The organism is Aeoliella fuhlenseeensis (assembly GCF_052161615.1).
Lineage (GTDB): Bacteria > Planctomycetota > Planctomycetia > Pirellulales > Lacipirellulaceae > Aeoliella.
This window is the reverse complement of the sequence record NZ_CP197417.1, coordinates 1,768,598-1,782,997: the sequence shown is the minus strand read 5'-3', so window position 1 is coordinate 1,782,997 and position 14,400 is coordinate 1,768,598. Positions and strand designations below refer to the sequence as shown.

Genomic DNA, 14,400 nt, shown 5'->3' with positions numbered 1-14,400 from the left:
AAGTAGAGTTCGCACTCAGGTGGAACCCCTTTCACGAGCTGCGCAAAGCGCGTCCGAACGAATTCCATGAAGTTGATACTTTGGTCAACATCAGCGGCGACATACATAGGCGGACTAAAGTCAATTACGGTGTAATCCCGACGGCTGGTGTCGCCTGCCAAAACATACCCAAAGGGAAAATTGCCCATTGATGAATCCGAAATTGCCGACGCGAGTTCGCCATTCGACGGCTAAGAAGGCTCGCCCTTCATACTACACTGTCAACGTGCACGCCGACCAATCAGTATAGTAAATTCCCAACGGACAGTCCTGTACGGCGACACGAACGAATTGCCCACCTAGAGGTGCGAAGGGACGTGGGCAACTCGCTTATCCACACCGAACATATCGCGTTGAGCGTTGCCACCGGCGAGCATCTGCCAAGACTTTGCCCGTCCCGTTATCACTCCCCCCACCCCCGCGCGAAAATTTTTCGCAACCGTCGTCTCCCCTCGGTGTTTCTAACTCACGGCGGCGTTCGGCGCGGGCATGGTCCCGCGGTGTTCCAAAATACGCCGTGATGGACCCACGCGCTGAAACGGATCTTTGTATTCTCCGCACTGCTACGTAAGCCTCGCTTCTAAAAAGCTTCGTTGCCCACGAACCAGCGCTCGGCTTTCATCGATTCCCGATCGGCATCAGTTGGTTTGGCGATGGTGCCAAACAGAAAATCCCCAATGGGCAAGGCGACGTTGAAGTTCTTATCTGGGTGGCGATGATGAAGGAAGTGATGCCTCGCGACAAACTTATAGATCGGCCAATTCGCAAAGAAGCGATTCGCGGGCTTGTGCATTTCCATATGCACCTGATTCCATAAGATGTGGTGCAGGCACACGACTAGGGGGAACATCAGGGCGGCCGTTGTCGAGAAACAGACCAGCAGCAAGCTCACGGGGAGCGACTCGAGCAGCCCTTCCCAAACATTTAGTCGGATGCCGCGATCCCTGCCATGGGCCGATGGGGCGTCGTGGAAAATCTTGCGATACTGGCCATGATGATCCACCGCATGGTGCGTGAAGATCTTGTTCCGTACTGCAAGCCGCCGAAAGAACGAGAAGCGCGGCTTCTTGTGCATCAGCCGTTGATGTACCTGATGCTCAATAAGCGACATCAGTACGACTAGAATCGGAAACCAGACGGCGATTTGTAGAACTTGCCACAGCATAGTTGATTCCCGTAGCTGTGGACGATCTCCGATAGAACTCGCGCCCGCACCTGCTCGGCAATACGCCACACTGGCGGGGTTAATACGGGAAATAGAAGTCTATTCCTCTGCCGCCTCGCAGTCCAGGTGGTTCTGAGTGCCTACTCGACCTCGGAAGGCGAGCCGACGATCGAGTCTGCGTCGGCGTGTTACAACGGAGCATAAAAAATAGTCTATTGCTCCTTTTAACGGGTCGACCTCTACATGGGCCCCTGGAATCCGCCTCTATCCGCGAACTGCCTCGGCGAACTCTACCAACCGCTAGCATTCGCCAAACACCCCGCGCGAAAATTTTTCCGCAACCCTCCTACCACTTCGGTGTTTTAACTCTCAGCGATGTTCGGCGCGGGCACAGTCCTGCGGTGTTCCAGAGTACGTCGCTTCTCACCCCATGCGCGGAAAGGGATCGCTGTGCGCACCCACCTCACGCACCGCGGCTTCACGTTGGTGGAGCTGTTGGTGGTTATTTCGATCATTGGTGTTCTGGTCGGTATCATGCTGCCCGCCGTGCAAGCGGCGCGGGAGTCGAGCCGGAAGACCGAATGTAAAAGCAACCTGCGGCAGGTAGGGCTTGCGCTCACGCAATTCCTCGACGTGCAGGGCCCGCGCGGGAAGTTCCCCGGCGCGGCGATACTTCCGTCGGCAACGCCTTACGACGAAAAGGACAAGAGCACTTGGCCCATTTACCAGGTGCTCGCAGAGTTTGGCGAGTCGAATCAGGCCATGTACCGCTGTGCCAGCGACCACGGCCCGGAAAAATACAACGAAGACCGCGTGGCCTACGATGGTTACGTCCGCCCCGATGGCGCGCCGTTCGCCAATGGCGATTCGTATTACGCCAACGAAGGGTTGAGTTACGAATACCCTTCGTACCGCCTCGAAGATCGCACTCGGCAGCAAGTACTCACAAGCCGGCGTGGTGATCCGCGCGGCTCGGGTGAAGTGTGGATCGCGTACGACTTCGAGTCGTTCCACGGCAGCCCCGGCGACGATGGCTCGCGGAATTTCCTGTACCTCGATGGCCACGTCGATGGCCTGATCGTTGCCCAATGACGGCAATTCGAACCTTCTAACTTAGAGCTCACTAGGGAGAGCGAGACATGAACCGTAAGCATGTATTTGGCGCTTTTGTCGCGTGCCTGATGCTCCTCTCTGGAGCCTGGGCCATGGGGTGGTTTGGCGGGGACGATGCCGAGGTCGCCGCGCTGATCGCCGAGATGCAGAATCAGGACGACATGACCGACGAACAGCGACAAGCCTTTCGAGAACGAATGCGTTCCCTGGACGATGGACAGCGGCAAATGCTGTTCGGCTCGATGATGCAAGCGAGGCAAGCCGAAATGCAGTCACGCGTCTACGCCCTATCTGCCATGCCGCCAGCCCAACGTCGCGCCGAGCTCGACAAGTGGATCAACGACATGGAGTCGCGTCGTAAACAGTGGGAAGCAGGCCGTGGCGGTCGCGGAGCTGGACTAGGTGGCGGCGGAGGTGGCCCTCCTGGCGGTGAGATGACCAGCGCCGAACGCGCACAGCGCGGCAAGAGTCGCCTCGACCGATCGACGCCGGAGATGCGAGCGACCATGACGCAGATGATGAAGATGGTCAACGAGCGCCGCGAAGAGCGCGGCATGGAGCCGATTGGGCGGTGGCGGTAGGAGGAGTTAGGAACTTGCCGCCACTTTGCGAGGTAACCGCACCATCGCCGTGAACCCCGCTGCCACGAAGGTCGTTGCGGCTAGGCCATAAAGCGCCGGTGCGAAAGAACCGGTCCCTTCGAACGATTGGGCGAACAACACGGGCCCAATCGCGGATGCCAACACCGTGAGCATCTGAGCGGCGCCTTGGATTCTACCCAGATGCAGACGGCCGAACTGTTCGGGCCAGATGGCGAAGAACACCACGGTGATGATGCCGCCTGCCGCACCCATCAGCACGGCATTGGCCCAGAGTTCGGCGTGCGTCGTCACGTGCGGCAGCCACACCATCGAGGCACCGTAAAGCACCATCGCGAATACCAGCAGACTTCGAAGCGACCAACGTTGCCCGGCCCAACCCGTGAGCATCTGGCTCACCAGTCCAATGAGCGCGGTTCCCGCGAGAATGGCGTGATAGGTCGAGGCGTCGAAGCCAAGCTCTTTGAGAATCGCTTCGTTGAACAACCCGACGCCCGAAATAGCGAGACCAAACAACGACGTCGCGAGGGCAAACGCCCAGAACGCCGGGGTGCGGAGCGAGTCGGTAAGCGTCATGCCGTGGTGATCGTCGTGCGACTTAGTGTCCGCTGTGACGTCGTCTTCTAGGCCACAACTTTCGGGATTCGAACGGACCAACCACCACGCCAGCGGTGCCAGCCCGACGAGTAGCGCCAGTCCAATCCACTGCCACGCGGTTCGCCATCCCTCTGTTTCAATCACTAATCCGACCACGCCAAACGCGATGGCAAATAGAAATCCGACCATCACGGAGAATAGGCCCATCGCCATGCTGACGCGGCGGTCAAACCATTTGCCGACCAGCGAGATGCTCACAACCGACAGCGCACTCTGGCCGAGTGCTCGGGTGAGGATCAACAGCACCAACAAACCGCTGGCCGTCGCCAACTGGCTCATCGTCAGTACCGTGAGCCCGAGGCCAGCCGCGACAAATACCAGCACCACGCGTGAGCCAAAGCGATCGAGGGCGCGCCCCACCGGCAGGCAGCACAGTGCCCCCAGCAGCGTCGCCCAGAAGTTCATCGTGGCAAATCCACTGCGGCTGAGAGAAAGGTCGGCCAACATCGGCTCGGTGATTAGCCCCAAACCTTGTGTCCTGCCAGGCAGCGTGCCAACCATGGCGAGGGCTGCCATGACGACAATCACCCAGCCGTAATAGATCGGCAAAGACAGTGGGGGCCGCGCCGCTTGGCTCGCAGTTGCTTTGGTGTTCGCAGTAATGGTCAGGTTCCTTCTAAGTGATCTTCAGAAATCACCACACACCTTACGGCGTCCGCTCGACTGAGCTTTCGCCTAACCCCCGTAGCCGCTGTAGCGACGGAAGCCTCGCTTCAGCGCGACGCGGCAGGCGACGGCGAACACGACGACCCATGCCGCTTGCACGAGCAAGCCCTCGATCAACTCCGGCCCGGTAATCTTCTGCAAGAAAACGGCAGCGGGGAAGTACGCCAGGTACTGTAGCGGCTGGTAGTGGGCAATGGGTTGCAACCAGCCGGGCAGGAAGTCGGTCAGGAAGTCGAGCGGGAACATGTGGCCCGAAAAGAAGAAGTTGAACAGCATGTACACGAACAGCAGCGAACTGACTTCAAGGAACCAGAAGCCGACCATCCCCATCGCCGCTTCGAGGAAGAACCCGAGTAGAAACGCCATCGCCAGCGACAGCACGAACGCGGCAATCACCTCGACCGGCGGCCAGCCTGCGGTGAAATAGTCGCGGCAGAGATAAAACACCAAGGCGAACGGCCCGATCGCGACGCCGTAATACACGAGCTTGTGCGCGATCCGCGCGAGCAATAGAAAACCAATCAGGTCGATGGGCTGGATCAAGAACTTCTTAATCTCCCCATCGCGAATCTGCTGGGCTATGCCCGACGCCAAGCCCGGCATGCTCGAGAACGCGCGGGCGACCATCGTCAGCAAGTAGTAGGCGATCACATCGTTGCGCGTCCAACCGCGAATAGTCCCTTCCCCCATCGACTGAAACACAGCCGTCCACAGGAACACCTGCGTGACGATGGGCAGAAACCGCATCAACGTGCCAAGCACGAAGTCGCCGCGATACACGAGGCGCTCTTCGATGCAAATACGAAGAATCGTCCACCAGGTTAAAACGCGTGCGTACATGCTGCGGAAGTCTTAGAGCTTAAGTTTTACAAGCCACAGATGGACACGGATGAAACACGGATGGGATCTAACAGCATCAAATCAAATACAATGAAAGCGGACTTGAACAGAAGGAAACAAAGGAAACGAAGAAATGAGTTGAAGAGAATTCTTCGTTCTCTTCGTTACCTTCTGTTAGTCATTTACTGTGGCCCTCGAGTCGATACTCTCGCTGTTTACAAGTCCCGAATCCGTGTTTCGTCCGTGTTCATCCGTGGCTAAGAATTCTTCTGTCACGCCTTCACGACTTCGCGCTGGTTGTCTTCGGCGCGTTCGCTCGACTCTACAAACAGCGCGGCGATGACTTCTTCCAGTGGCGGGTCTTCAACGCTCACGTCTTCCACCGCGTAATCGGTCAGTACGCTGGATAGCACTCGCGAGATGTCAGTACGTTCGACGCGAATCTTCACCTTCGGTGCGACCGCCTCGATCAACTCGCCAAACCTCGATAGGTCGGTCGGCACGCGGTCGTCGGCGAACTGTAGCGTCAGCACTTTGTGCGTGCTGAAACTGTCCACTACGCCAGCGAGCGAGCCATCGTACATGATCTGGCCCTTCGCGATGATCACCACCCGCTTGCACAGCGCGGCCACGTCCTTCATGTAGTGGCTCGTAAGCAAGATCGTGATCTTGCGAACTTCCTGGTAGTGCTTCAGGAACTTCTGAATGTTGTGCTGCGCGATCACGTCGAGGCCGATCGTCGGCTCGTCGAGGAACAACACCTCGGGCGAGTGCAACAGCGCGGCGATTAACTCCATCTTCATCCGCTCGCCTAGAGACAGTTCACGGACGGGCTGGTTGAGCAACCGCCCCACGTCGAGCAGATCCGTTAATTCGTTCAGCGTGCGGTCAAACTCCGCTGGCTCGATGCGGTAGATTTGCTGGTGCAAACGGAACGACTCGGCGGCGGGCAGGTCCCACCACAATTGATTCTTCTGCCCCATCACCAGCGCGAAGCGGCGGCGGTATTCGTTCGTACGCTCCCATGGCACAAACCCCATCACGCGAGCTTCACCCGCCGTGGGACTGATCACGCCCGACAGTAGCTTGAGCGTGGTCGTCTTTCCCGCCCCATTGGGACCCAGGAACGCCACGAACTCGCCCGCTTCGACATCGAGATCGATGCCGCGGACCGCATGGACATCGCGATACTCGCGATTAAACAGGCCGGTGAACGAGGCCCACAGCCCTTCCCGCTTCTGGTAGATCCGGTAGGACTTCTTCAGCCCGCGTATTTCGATGACGGCCATAGACCCTGATTATAAGCCCGCCACCCGGCATCGGGTAGAGACGCCAATTCACCGGCCGGCGGCCACGCGGCTTTCGGACGACTGCATTCCGGGGTACGCTTGATGGTTTGGCACCCGATGCATTGCAGGCGTCCACCGACTATGAAGTTTCTCGACCGGCTCGAGCGTACCCTCACGCCCTTCGCCATTCCGCACCTCACTATGCTGCTCATCGCAGGACAGGTGGCGGTGTACATGGCCGATGTCGCGATGGGCGCTCAGGACGAGGGCGTGGGGACAGTGGTCGAACGGCTGATGCTCGTCGGCCCGCTGGTATGGGCGGGTGAAGTCTGGCGAGTCATTACCTTCATGTTCATCCCTTCCAGCTTTGGCCCCAACGGAATTCTGGTCAACATCATCAGCTGGCTGTTCTTCTACTTCGTCGGCACCGTGATGGAGAACACTTGGGGCACCTTCCGCTACAACGCCTACATCTTCGTCGGTGTGCTCGCCACCGTGGCGGCTGCTCTGCTATGGCCACCCTACATCGGCACCAACACCTACTTGTACGCGACCGTGTTCTTGGCCTTCGCGCGGCTCTACCCCGATCACATTATCAATCTCTTCTACGTGCTTCCGATTAAGGCCAAGTGGCTCGCACTCATGGGCTGGCTCGGCATCGCGGTGGCCCTCATTTCTGTAAAGCCAATGAGACTGGTCATCCTGGCCTCGATCGCCAACTACCTGCTGTTCTTTTGGAAGGAGCACTATCGCGACTTCCAGCAGAAGCGCCGCCGTGCCGCGTTCGAAGCCAAGACCGCCCCGCATGGAAAGCCGGTAAAGATGGTCCACATCTGCGGCGTCTGCGGCCGTTCGAGTGCCGACGAGCCGAAGACGCAGTTCCGCTACTGCTCGCAATGCGATGGGCAGAAGTGCTACTGCCCCGACCACATCCGCGAACACGAACATGTGGTGGCCGAGCCGGCGAAGCGGTAAACTGCATGGGTGAGCGGCCTAGCGCTCGCTCCATGCTCCGTCCGCCACGTGGAGTCTCGCATGCAGGCCTTTCCGATTTGCCCCATCGCTTCGAGCTTCGTCTCCCCCCCAATTTCGAATTCCAATCCCTCGGCCACGTTTGACGCTACGTGGATTGCGATCACGCTACTTGCGATTTTGCTCCTCGTGGTAATCCTCGTCTGCTGCTGGCTTGTCTGGCGGATGCGGACGCTGGTGCGAGTGGTCGAGAAACTTCGCAGCGATAAGTCGAGCGACGTCGCGGTGCCCAGCGGTTTAGGGTTTCTCCCCAAGTTCAAGCTTCGAACACTTCTGCTCGCGTTCACACTTTGCGCCGTGGGGGTGGGACTGTTCATGGTGGAGATGCGCCGTGCTCGGGGACAACAACGTGCACTCAGCAAGCTCGCCGATGGCTCGAATTACTACACGGCGTTGCACACCCATTATCGGCTGGGCTTTCTCGGAGATAGTGGCCCCGCCCAGCTACTTTGCAGCTGGGCACATCCTCACTTCGGCTGTCGATTAACGCATCTGGAGTTGGAAGCTCACCACGGGAGGCGAGTCACGCTGCCGATGAGCACCGACACTGGCCTGGAAGTACTCGCGGCATTCTCGGACCTCCAAGAACTGTGGCTAAAGAACCAAATCTTCACGATCCCCGAGCTTGAAGCGATCGCCCGACTCGAAAACCTGCGATGCCTGTCGCTAGTCGACTGCCAGCTTCCTCCGGATGCACTCAAGATATTGATGCCTTTGCAGAAACTGGAACGCTTGCAGCTCTATTCATGTGGCATCGAGGATGACGACGTTGCGCAGTTGAATGTATTTCCACGTCTGACCGATCTGTCCTTGGGCTTCAACGAAGTCACGGATGACGGGCTCGCGGCACTGACTTCACTTCCAAACTTACAAGTCTTGAACTTGGCCCGCACGAAGGTCACCAACAATGGACTGGAGTCCCTTAGCGGTCTAACGGAGCTGGCTAGCCTCTGTCTTTGCTACACAGCGGTTGACGCAGAAGGTATTCGATCACTTACCGCGATGGGGAATCTTCAGTACGTGAATGTAGCGCAGGCGGGACGAGTACTTTCCATTGACAGGCCAGCTCTAGAAGCATCGGCCGCTGAGAACTCGAAGTTGAAGCTGGAATGGAACAGAGTTCAGCTGGAGTTTGACGCACCAACCTTCGTAGACAACCGCCCTGGGGTACCAACCGTGCCGCCGTTGTATAGGGGCCGCGCTCCCGTAATTCGAAGCGCGCCTGCACAAGCCCCTTAAGCCGCGGCGTTCTTGGCCCTGACTTCCGGCAAGAACCCCTCCAGCAAATCCACCGTCCGCTTCGTCGCACCCAATTGCGTGGCCACGAACTCGCGGGCACGCTCACCAAGTGCCGGAGCAAACTCCGGCTCGTCCAAGCACCGCGCAACGAACTCTTCGAGCGCCGCTTCGTCGTGAACCACTTCGGCGGCGTCGGCGTTGAGCAGCGCCGCGACGATGTCGCGGAAGTTCCACGTGTTGGGGCCAAAGCACGCCGCCACGCCGTAGGCGGCGGGTTCGATCATGTTCTGGCCGCCGCGATCGCCGAAACTGCCACCCACGAAACCAATGCTCGCGGTGCCCCACCACGCGCCAAGTTCGCCTACGGTGTCGACCAGAATGACCGACTGCGGTACCGGCAGCGACGCTTCGAGTTGCGATCGGCGATGCCAAGGGAGGCCCGATCCATCGAGAAGCCGTGCGACTTCGTCGAAACGCTCAGGGTGCCTCGGTACGATAACTAGTCGCAACTGCGGGTGCCGCTGGCGGAGTTCGGCGTACAAACGAATCGCCATCTCCTCTTCGGGCGACTGCGTGCTGCCGATCAGCCACACGATGTCGTCCTTCGTGATGCCGGCGAGGGTCTGCAGCGATTTTGTACGAGGGTTCAAGCGGTTCGTTTCCGCGCCGTCGTACTTGAGCGAACCGGTAACGATCACCGCATCTTTCACCGGAGAGCGTTCGGCGATTCGGAGCTTGCGAAAACGGCCCGCCGTGGTCGCGTCTTGGGCAGCGATCAAATCCACCATGCCAAGCACGCGGCCGACGAGCCACTTCGCACGACGGTAACCGCGGAAGCTGTTATCGCTCAGCCGGCCGTTGATGATGGCGACCCGTGCCCCCTGCTCTTTCGCGGCGATGATCAGATTCGGCCATAACTCGAGTTCCGCGAGCACGAGCAGCGATGGGCGCACCCGCTGCATCGCCCGCCGCGTCGCCCAACTAAAGTCGAGCGGGCAGTAGAACACGGAATGTTGCTCGCCATATTTGCGGCGGGCCAACTCGTAACCGGTCTTGGTCGTCGTGCTGATGACGATCTCCATGTCCGCGCGGCGGTTCGTCAACTCGCGTAGAGTCGTCGCGAGCAAATTCACCTCGCCCACGCTCACGGCGTGCAGCCAAATGCACTCGCGGTCACCAGTCCGCTCGGGGACCTCGCCCCAGAACTTCTCGCGAAAGCCTTCGCGGTACTTGCCCTTGGTTATTGAGTTCCACACGAATAGCGGCGATACGAGCGCAAGCACGCCCAGATACACAAAGTTCAGCAAGTAACTTCCGACACGCCACATGTTGGGATTCCTTTCCCAGGGTAATCGTCGCTCGCGCTGCTACGGATCGAGGGTGGTCGTTGCTGGAAGCTCGATGGTTGGTGCTACGATCTGGGTATCCACCTTTATCTCGGGCGACTCCGGAAGGTCCCCCGGCAGCGTCGCCTTCGTTGGTTGCAACGGATCCACACCAACTCCGCTCGCCACCCCCAGCGTCGAATCCGACGTCAGGTCCGAAGGGGTTATCGAATAATCGGGCGTCTGACGCAACATCGCTGCGTCGTCGTCCGTTCCTAAGGGATCGTGGAGATCCAGTTCCGGAGCAGTCGCTTTTGGGCGAGTGCTGGCAACGGGCGAAGCCACATGGGGCTTCATCGGAGATTCAGGGTCAGCGCAACCTGCTAGCAACAACAGACCGCAGGCGCCCAGCGCGCCGCGAGAAACCAAGAAACGCATCACAGCTTCCTATCAATTTGTGAACAATCGCCTGTTCCCCAAACTCGATAGGTCGTTCCCCGCACCGACCACAGTGCACTACTTTAGCTACTTCCTTCTCGCATGCAACAGGCCTTGAACTTTTTGCCACTACCACAAGGGCAAGGCGAGTTGCGGCCTACGCGCTCAGTGCGATTGCGGATCGGGTCAATCTTCGTCTCGCGCGGGGCACCGGAAGCCTCGATGGCCGCCTGCTGTTGCTGGGCAATTTCCGAGGGAGGTGCTTCTTCGTGAATCGCCTTGGTCTCGGTGAAGGTGCTCTTCACGAACCGCTCGTCGAGCTGTTCCATCTTGAACACCAAGTCCGTGACGTAGGCACCGACGTTTTCCCACATGGCCTCGAACATCCGCATGCCTTCGCGCTTGTACTCGACCTTGGGGTCGACTTGCGCGTAACCACGCAGTCCGACGCTCGACCGCAGGTGGTCCATCGCCAGCAAATGCTCTTTCCACGCCGAATCGAGAATCTGCAGGAGCAAGAATCGCTCCATCCGTCGCATCTCGGGGCGGAACTTGTCTTCGACTTCGCGGGATACACGACGCAGGGCTTCGTCGTAGCCGAGCGACGCCAGCTCATCGCTGGTTAGCTTCGAATCGCACGAACTTTGCAGCCAAGCGGCGAGGTCGTCCAGCTTGCCGTTGCTGCCGGTGACTTGGGCCAGTGTGGTCGTCGAGCCATCGTGGCCGGCAAACAGCTTCTCCACGCGCTGGCGGGCTTCGGCGGCCACTTCGTTCGCCTTGGCGGACGACTGCTGGCTGCAAGCTACCAGCACTTGCTGGATTTCCTCACGCTGCTTGTTCTTCAGATCTTCCGCCGACAGTGGTGCACCGAAGCGGCGCTGCGCCCACTCGACGAGGTCCTCACGTCCGAGCCCCGAGGCGCTCGCCGTAGGACTCATGAAGCGATAGAGGCCCGCAATCACCGGGTACTCGCACTCGCGAAGGTCGTAGGCTTGTTGAACCCGCTGGTGCGCCGTTTCAATAAGCTGGCTTGTCGAAAGCGACTTCGCTTCGTCGAGCGGCAGCTCGATGCCGAACTTCTCGCGAAGCCAGTTCACCGCGGTCTGCACCGAATAGTCGGGGTCGAGATAGCGCTCGGTCTCCGACAAATCGATGTTGTCGATCGCTTCGTGCGCCTTTTGAATCAGGAACTCGGCGATGTTCTCCATGCCCTGCTTCTTGAGCTCACGATCGTTGAAGTTGTAACCCCAACGCGCATTGGCCCACTTTGCGAGGGCATTCCAGTTCCAGTCGTCCGGTTCGTCGACGGGCAAATTCTCTTCAATGGCGTCGAGCACTTGCGACTCGGCCATCCGCTGTGCCACGTCCCGCGCCACGCGCTGGGCTTCGTCGTACGACTGATTACGGTAGTCGCGGGCATCGAGCTGCACGCCGAGCAGACCCGATGCCACCGCGGCGAACGAGTCGATGCCGTAGTTCTGAGCGAGGATGATACTCAGGTTATGATCGATCTGCTGACGGATCATCGTCGTGATCAGGTCACGGCAGTTCGTGCCATCGAGAATCTGCTGGCGGTAGCCGTACACCCGCTTCCGCTGCTCGTCCATCACCTCGTCGTACTCAAGCAGGTTCTTACGAACCTCGAAGTTGTACTCTTCGCGTTTCTTCTGAGCCCCCTCGATACGGCGGCTCACCATCTTGCTCTCAATGGCTTCGCCTTCCTGCATGCCGAGGCGCGTGAGCATGTTCTTCACCCATTCACCGGCGAAGATACGCATCAAATCGTCTTCAAGCGACAGGTAGAATCGGCTCGAACCCGGATCGCCTTGGCGACCGCAGCGGCCGCGAAGCTGCAGGTCGATACGGCGGGCTTCGTGGCGTTCGGTGCCGACGATGTGCAAACCGCCAAGCTCGCGAATCTCCTTACCCTGATCGCGCATGCCGAACTTCTTGTCGTACTCGTCGGTCAGTCGCTTCCACTCTTCCTTGGGGACATCCAACCGGCTGGAGTAGGTCTGTTGCAGCTCGGCCCACGCCATGTTCTCGGGGTTACCGCCGAGGATAATGTCGGTACCGCGGCCGGCCATGTTCGTTGCGATGGTCACCGCACCCTTACGGCCGGCTTGGGCGACAATTTCCGCCTCGCGCTTGTGCTGCTTGGCGTTGAGCACCTCGTGCTTGATGCCGCGGCCGTTCAAGAGGTTACTGAGCTTTTCGCTCTTCTCGATCGACACCGTACCCACCAGAATCGGTCGGCCCGCCTTCTGCATCTCGGCGATTTTGTCGCGAGGAATCTTCTCCTGCTTCTTGGTGTCGTCCGCCGCGAACACGACGACATCGGTCCGCTCTTCGACGATCTCGCCCCGAATGATCTCGCCCGACTTCAGGCGGATCTGGTCGAACTTGATCAGGCCCTCGATCTCTTCGGCGATCGCTTCGTACTTCTCGCGCTCGGTGCGATAGATCACGTCCGGGTGGCTGATGCGCTGCATCGGACGATTGGTCGGCACGCCGATAACGTCGAGCTTGTAGATCTTCCAGAATTCGCTGGCCTCGGTCAGAGCCGTACCCGTCATGCCCGACAGCTTGTTATAGAGCTTGAAGAAGTTCTGTAGCGTGATCGTGGCGAGCGTTTGCGTCTCTTCCTTGATCTGCACGCCTTCTTTGGCCTCCACCGACTGGTGCAGGCCATCGCTCCACTGCCGGCCTTCCATCAGACGGCCGGTGAACTCGTCGACGATGATGATCTTGCCGTCCTGGATGACGTAGTTCACGTCCTTCTTATACAGATAGTGGGCCTTGAGCGAATTGTCGATCAAGTGCGGCCACTGCATGTTGCCCGCGGTGTAGAAGCTATCGACGCCCGCCAGCTTCTCCGCCTCGCGAACGCCCTCGTCAGTCAGGTTGACCGTATGCTCTTTTTCCTTGACTTCGAAATGCACGTCCTTCTTGAGTGCTCGCGCCACTTTGTCGGCACGCTGGTATTTCGACAGGTCGTCCTCCGCCGGGCCCGAGATGATGAGCGGCGTGCGGGCTTCGTCGATCAGGATATTGTCGACTTCGTCGATGATGGCGTAGTTGAGGGGGCCCTGTGCCTGCTGGTCGCGTTTGGGGAAGCGCTCGTCACCACGCGCAGCAATCCGCATGTTGTCGCGAAGGTAGTCGAAGCCGAACTCGTTGTTGGTGCCGTAGGTAATGTCGCAGGCATACGACTCTTGGCGCTCGCTCGGTTCCATGCCCGAGTAAATCGCACCGACCTTGAGCCCCAGGTTGGTAAAGATCGGGCCCATCCACTCCATATCGCGGCGGGCGAGGTAGTCGTTCACCGTAATAACATGCACGCTTCCGGCGAGCGCGTTGAGGTACGCCGGTAGCGTCGCTACCAGCGTCTTGCCTTCGCCCGTCACCATTTCGGCGATGTTACCGTCGTGCAAGATCATGCCACCTAGCAGCTGCACGTCGTAGTGCCGCATGTTCAAGAAGCGCTTACCCGACTCGCGGCACACGGCGAATGCTTCGACCAACAGGTCGTCGAGCGTCTCGCCCGCGGCCAGGCGTTCGCGGAATTTCACGGTCTGCGCGGCGAGGTCCTCGTCGCTCATCGCCTCGTAACGAGCTTCGAGCGCATTGATCGACGCCACGCGGGGGTGCAGTCGTCGCAGGTAGCGGGCGTTCGCCGAACCGAACAGCGACGTGATCGTCCGCTCGAACCTACCGAGGATCGCGTTGATGATGCCGGTAAGGATTTCCCAGATACGTTCCAACAGTTCCATGGCCGTCTACCGCAGCAATCGTAAGAGAATGTCAAAATGGCAGGGGCATCCGTGCCGCCAGCAAACGAGACACCAGAGGCAATAACGGTGCCGCAGACGAGCCTCATTCCATGTGGCAGGTCTGGCAGGGGGTTGGTTCTCGCCGTAAGATACTACAGGATAAAAGTTTACAGCCGTCGAAAAAGACGGTCAACAGCGGCTCCGCTGGCACGACGGCCACACGGA

The 14,400-nt window shown here is 59.2% G+C and carries 11 protein-coding genes; 4 read left to right on the top strand and 7 right to left on the bottom strand.

The genetic code is table 11. The features are described 5' to 3' along the window. Positions 1-619: 619 nt before the first annotated feature. Positions 620-1,204, bottom strand: a complete 585-nt coding sequence (locus SH292x_RS06870; protein ID WP_442484850.1) for a hypothetical protein — start codon at positions 1,202-1,204, stop codon at positions 620-622. 450 nt (positions 1,205-1,654) lie between these two features. On the opposite strand from SH292x_RS06870, the gene SH292x_RS06865 reads away from it, so the two are divergent. Then, the gene (locus tag SH292x_RS06865) at positions 1,655-2,296 is read left to right on the top strand and encodes a DUF1559 family PulG-like putative transporter (RefSeq protein ID WP_442484849.1); all 642 of its coding nucleotides are present in this window, start codon (positions 1,655-1,657) and stop codon (positions 2,294-2,296) included. Between the two features lie 47 nt (positions 2,297-2,343). After that, complete coding sequence (locus SH292x_RS06860) at positions 2,344-2,898, top strand: hypothetical protein (RefSeq protein WP_442484848.1); 555 nt, start codon at positions 2,344-2,346, stop codon at positions 2,896-2,898. 6 nt (positions 2,899-2,904) lie between these two features. On the opposite strand, the gene SH292x_RS06855 is transcribed toward SH292x_RS06860, so the two are convergent. From SH292x_RS06855 to SH292x_RS06845, 3 genes are all read right to left on the bottom strand, one after another. Further along, positions 2,905-4,122, bottom strand: a complete 1,218-nt coding sequence (locus tag SH292x_RS06855) for an MFS transporter (protein WP_442484847.1) — start codon at positions 4,120-4,122, stop codon at positions 2,905-2,907. Positions 4,123-4,248: 126 nt separating this feature from the next. Beyond that, positions 4,249-5,079 (bottom strand): ABC transporter permease, encoded by an 831-nt coding sequence (locus SH292x_RS06850; RefSeq protein WP_442484846.1) that lies wholly within the window; start codon positions 5,077-5,079, stop codon positions 4,249-4,251. A gap of 272 nt (positions 5,080-5,351) precedes the next feature. Continuing rightward, positions 5,352-6,368 carry an ABC transporter ATP-binding protein gene (locus SH292x_RS06845; RefSeq protein ID WP_442484845.1) on the bottom strand — a complete coding sequence of 339 codons (1,017 nt, stop codon included), beginning with the start codon at positions 6,366-6,368 and terminating at the stop codon, positions 5,352-5,354. 141 nt (positions 6,369-6,509) lie between these two features. On the opposite strand from SH292x_RS06845, the gene SH292x_RS06840 reads away from it, so the two are divergent. Both SH292x_RS06840 and SH292x_RS06835 read left to right on the top strand, forming a co-directional pair. After that, positions 6,510-7,343 carry a rhomboid family intramembrane serine protease gene (locus tag SH292x_RS06840; RefSeq protein ID WP_442484844.1) on the top strand — a complete coding sequence of 278 codons (834 nt, stop codon included), beginning with the start codon at positions 6,510-6,512 and terminating at the stop codon, positions 7,341-7,343. 60 nt (positions 7,344-7,403) lie between these two features. After that, positions 7,404-8,639: a leucine-rich repeat domain-containing protein gene (locus tag SH292x_RS06835; RefSeq protein WP_442484843.1), complete on the top strand. Its 1,236-nt coding sequence runs from the start codon at positions 7,404-7,406 to the stop codon at positions 8,637-8,639. Here SH292x_RS06835 and SH292x_RS06830 read toward each other — a convergent pair. The 3 genes from SH292x_RS06830 to secA form a co-directional block, all read right to left on the bottom strand. Beyond that, the gene (locus tag SH292x_RS06830; RefSeq protein WP_442484842.1) at positions 8,636-9,967 is read right to left on the bottom strand and encodes a 3-deoxy-D-manno-octulosonic acid transferase; all 1,332 of its coding nucleotides are present in this window, start codon (positions 9,965-9,967) and stop codon (positions 8,636-8,638) included. The genes SH292x_RS06835 and SH292x_RS06830 overlap by 4 nt on opposite strands. 39 nt (positions 9,968-10,006) lie before the next feature. After that, on the bottom strand, positions 10,007-10,402 hold the full coding sequence (locus SH292x_RS06825; protein WP_442484841.1) for a hypothetical protein: 396 nt from the start codon (positions 10,400-10,402) through the stop codon (positions 10,007-10,009). An 83-nt stretch (positions 10,403-10,485) separates the two neighbouring features. Beyond that, complete coding sequence (gene secA / locus SH292x_RS06820) at positions 10,486-14,175, bottom strand: preprotein translocase subunit SecA (protein WP_442484840.1); 3,690 nt, start codon at positions 14,173-14,175, stop codon at positions 10,486-10,488. Positions 14,176-14,400: the final 225 nt, after the last annotated feature.

Coding starts and splice junctions, on each gene's coding strand:
- SH292x_RS06870 (WP_442484850.1), bottom strand. CDS start 1,204: ATGCTGTGGCAAGTTCTACAAATCGCCGTCTGGTTTCCGATTCTAGTC.
- SH292x_RS06860 (WP_442484848.1), top strand. CDS start 2,344: ATGAACCGTAAGCATGTATTTGGCGCTTTTGTCGCGTGCCTGATGCTC.
- SH292x_RS06850 (WP_442484846.1), bottom strand. CDS start 5,079: ATGTACGCACGCGTTTTAACCTGGTGGACGATTCTTCGTATTTGCATC.
- SH292x_RS06845 (WP_442484845.1), bottom strand. CDS start 6,368: ATGGCCGTCATCGAAATACGCGGGCTGAAGAAGTCCTACCGGATCTAC.
- SH292x_RS06840 (WP_442484844.1), top strand. CDS start 6,510: ATGAAGTTTCTCGACCGGCTCGAGCGTACCCTCACGCCCTTCGCCATT.
- SH292x_RS06835 (WP_442484843.1), top strand. CDS start 7,404: ATGCAGGCCTTTCCGATTTGCCCCATCGCTTCGAGCTTCGTCTCCCCC.
- SH292x_RS06830 (WP_442484842.1), bottom strand. CDS start 9,967: ATGTGGCGTGTCGGAAGTTACTTGCTGAACTTTGTGTATCTGGGCGTG.
- SH292x_RS06825 (WP_442484841.1), bottom strand. CDS start 10,402: ATGCGTTTCTTGGTTTCTCGCGGCGCGCTGGGCGCCTGCGGTCTGTTG.
- secA (WP_442484840.1), bottom strand. CDS start 14,175: ATGGAACTGTTGGAACGTATCTGGGAAATCCTTACCGGCATCATCAAC.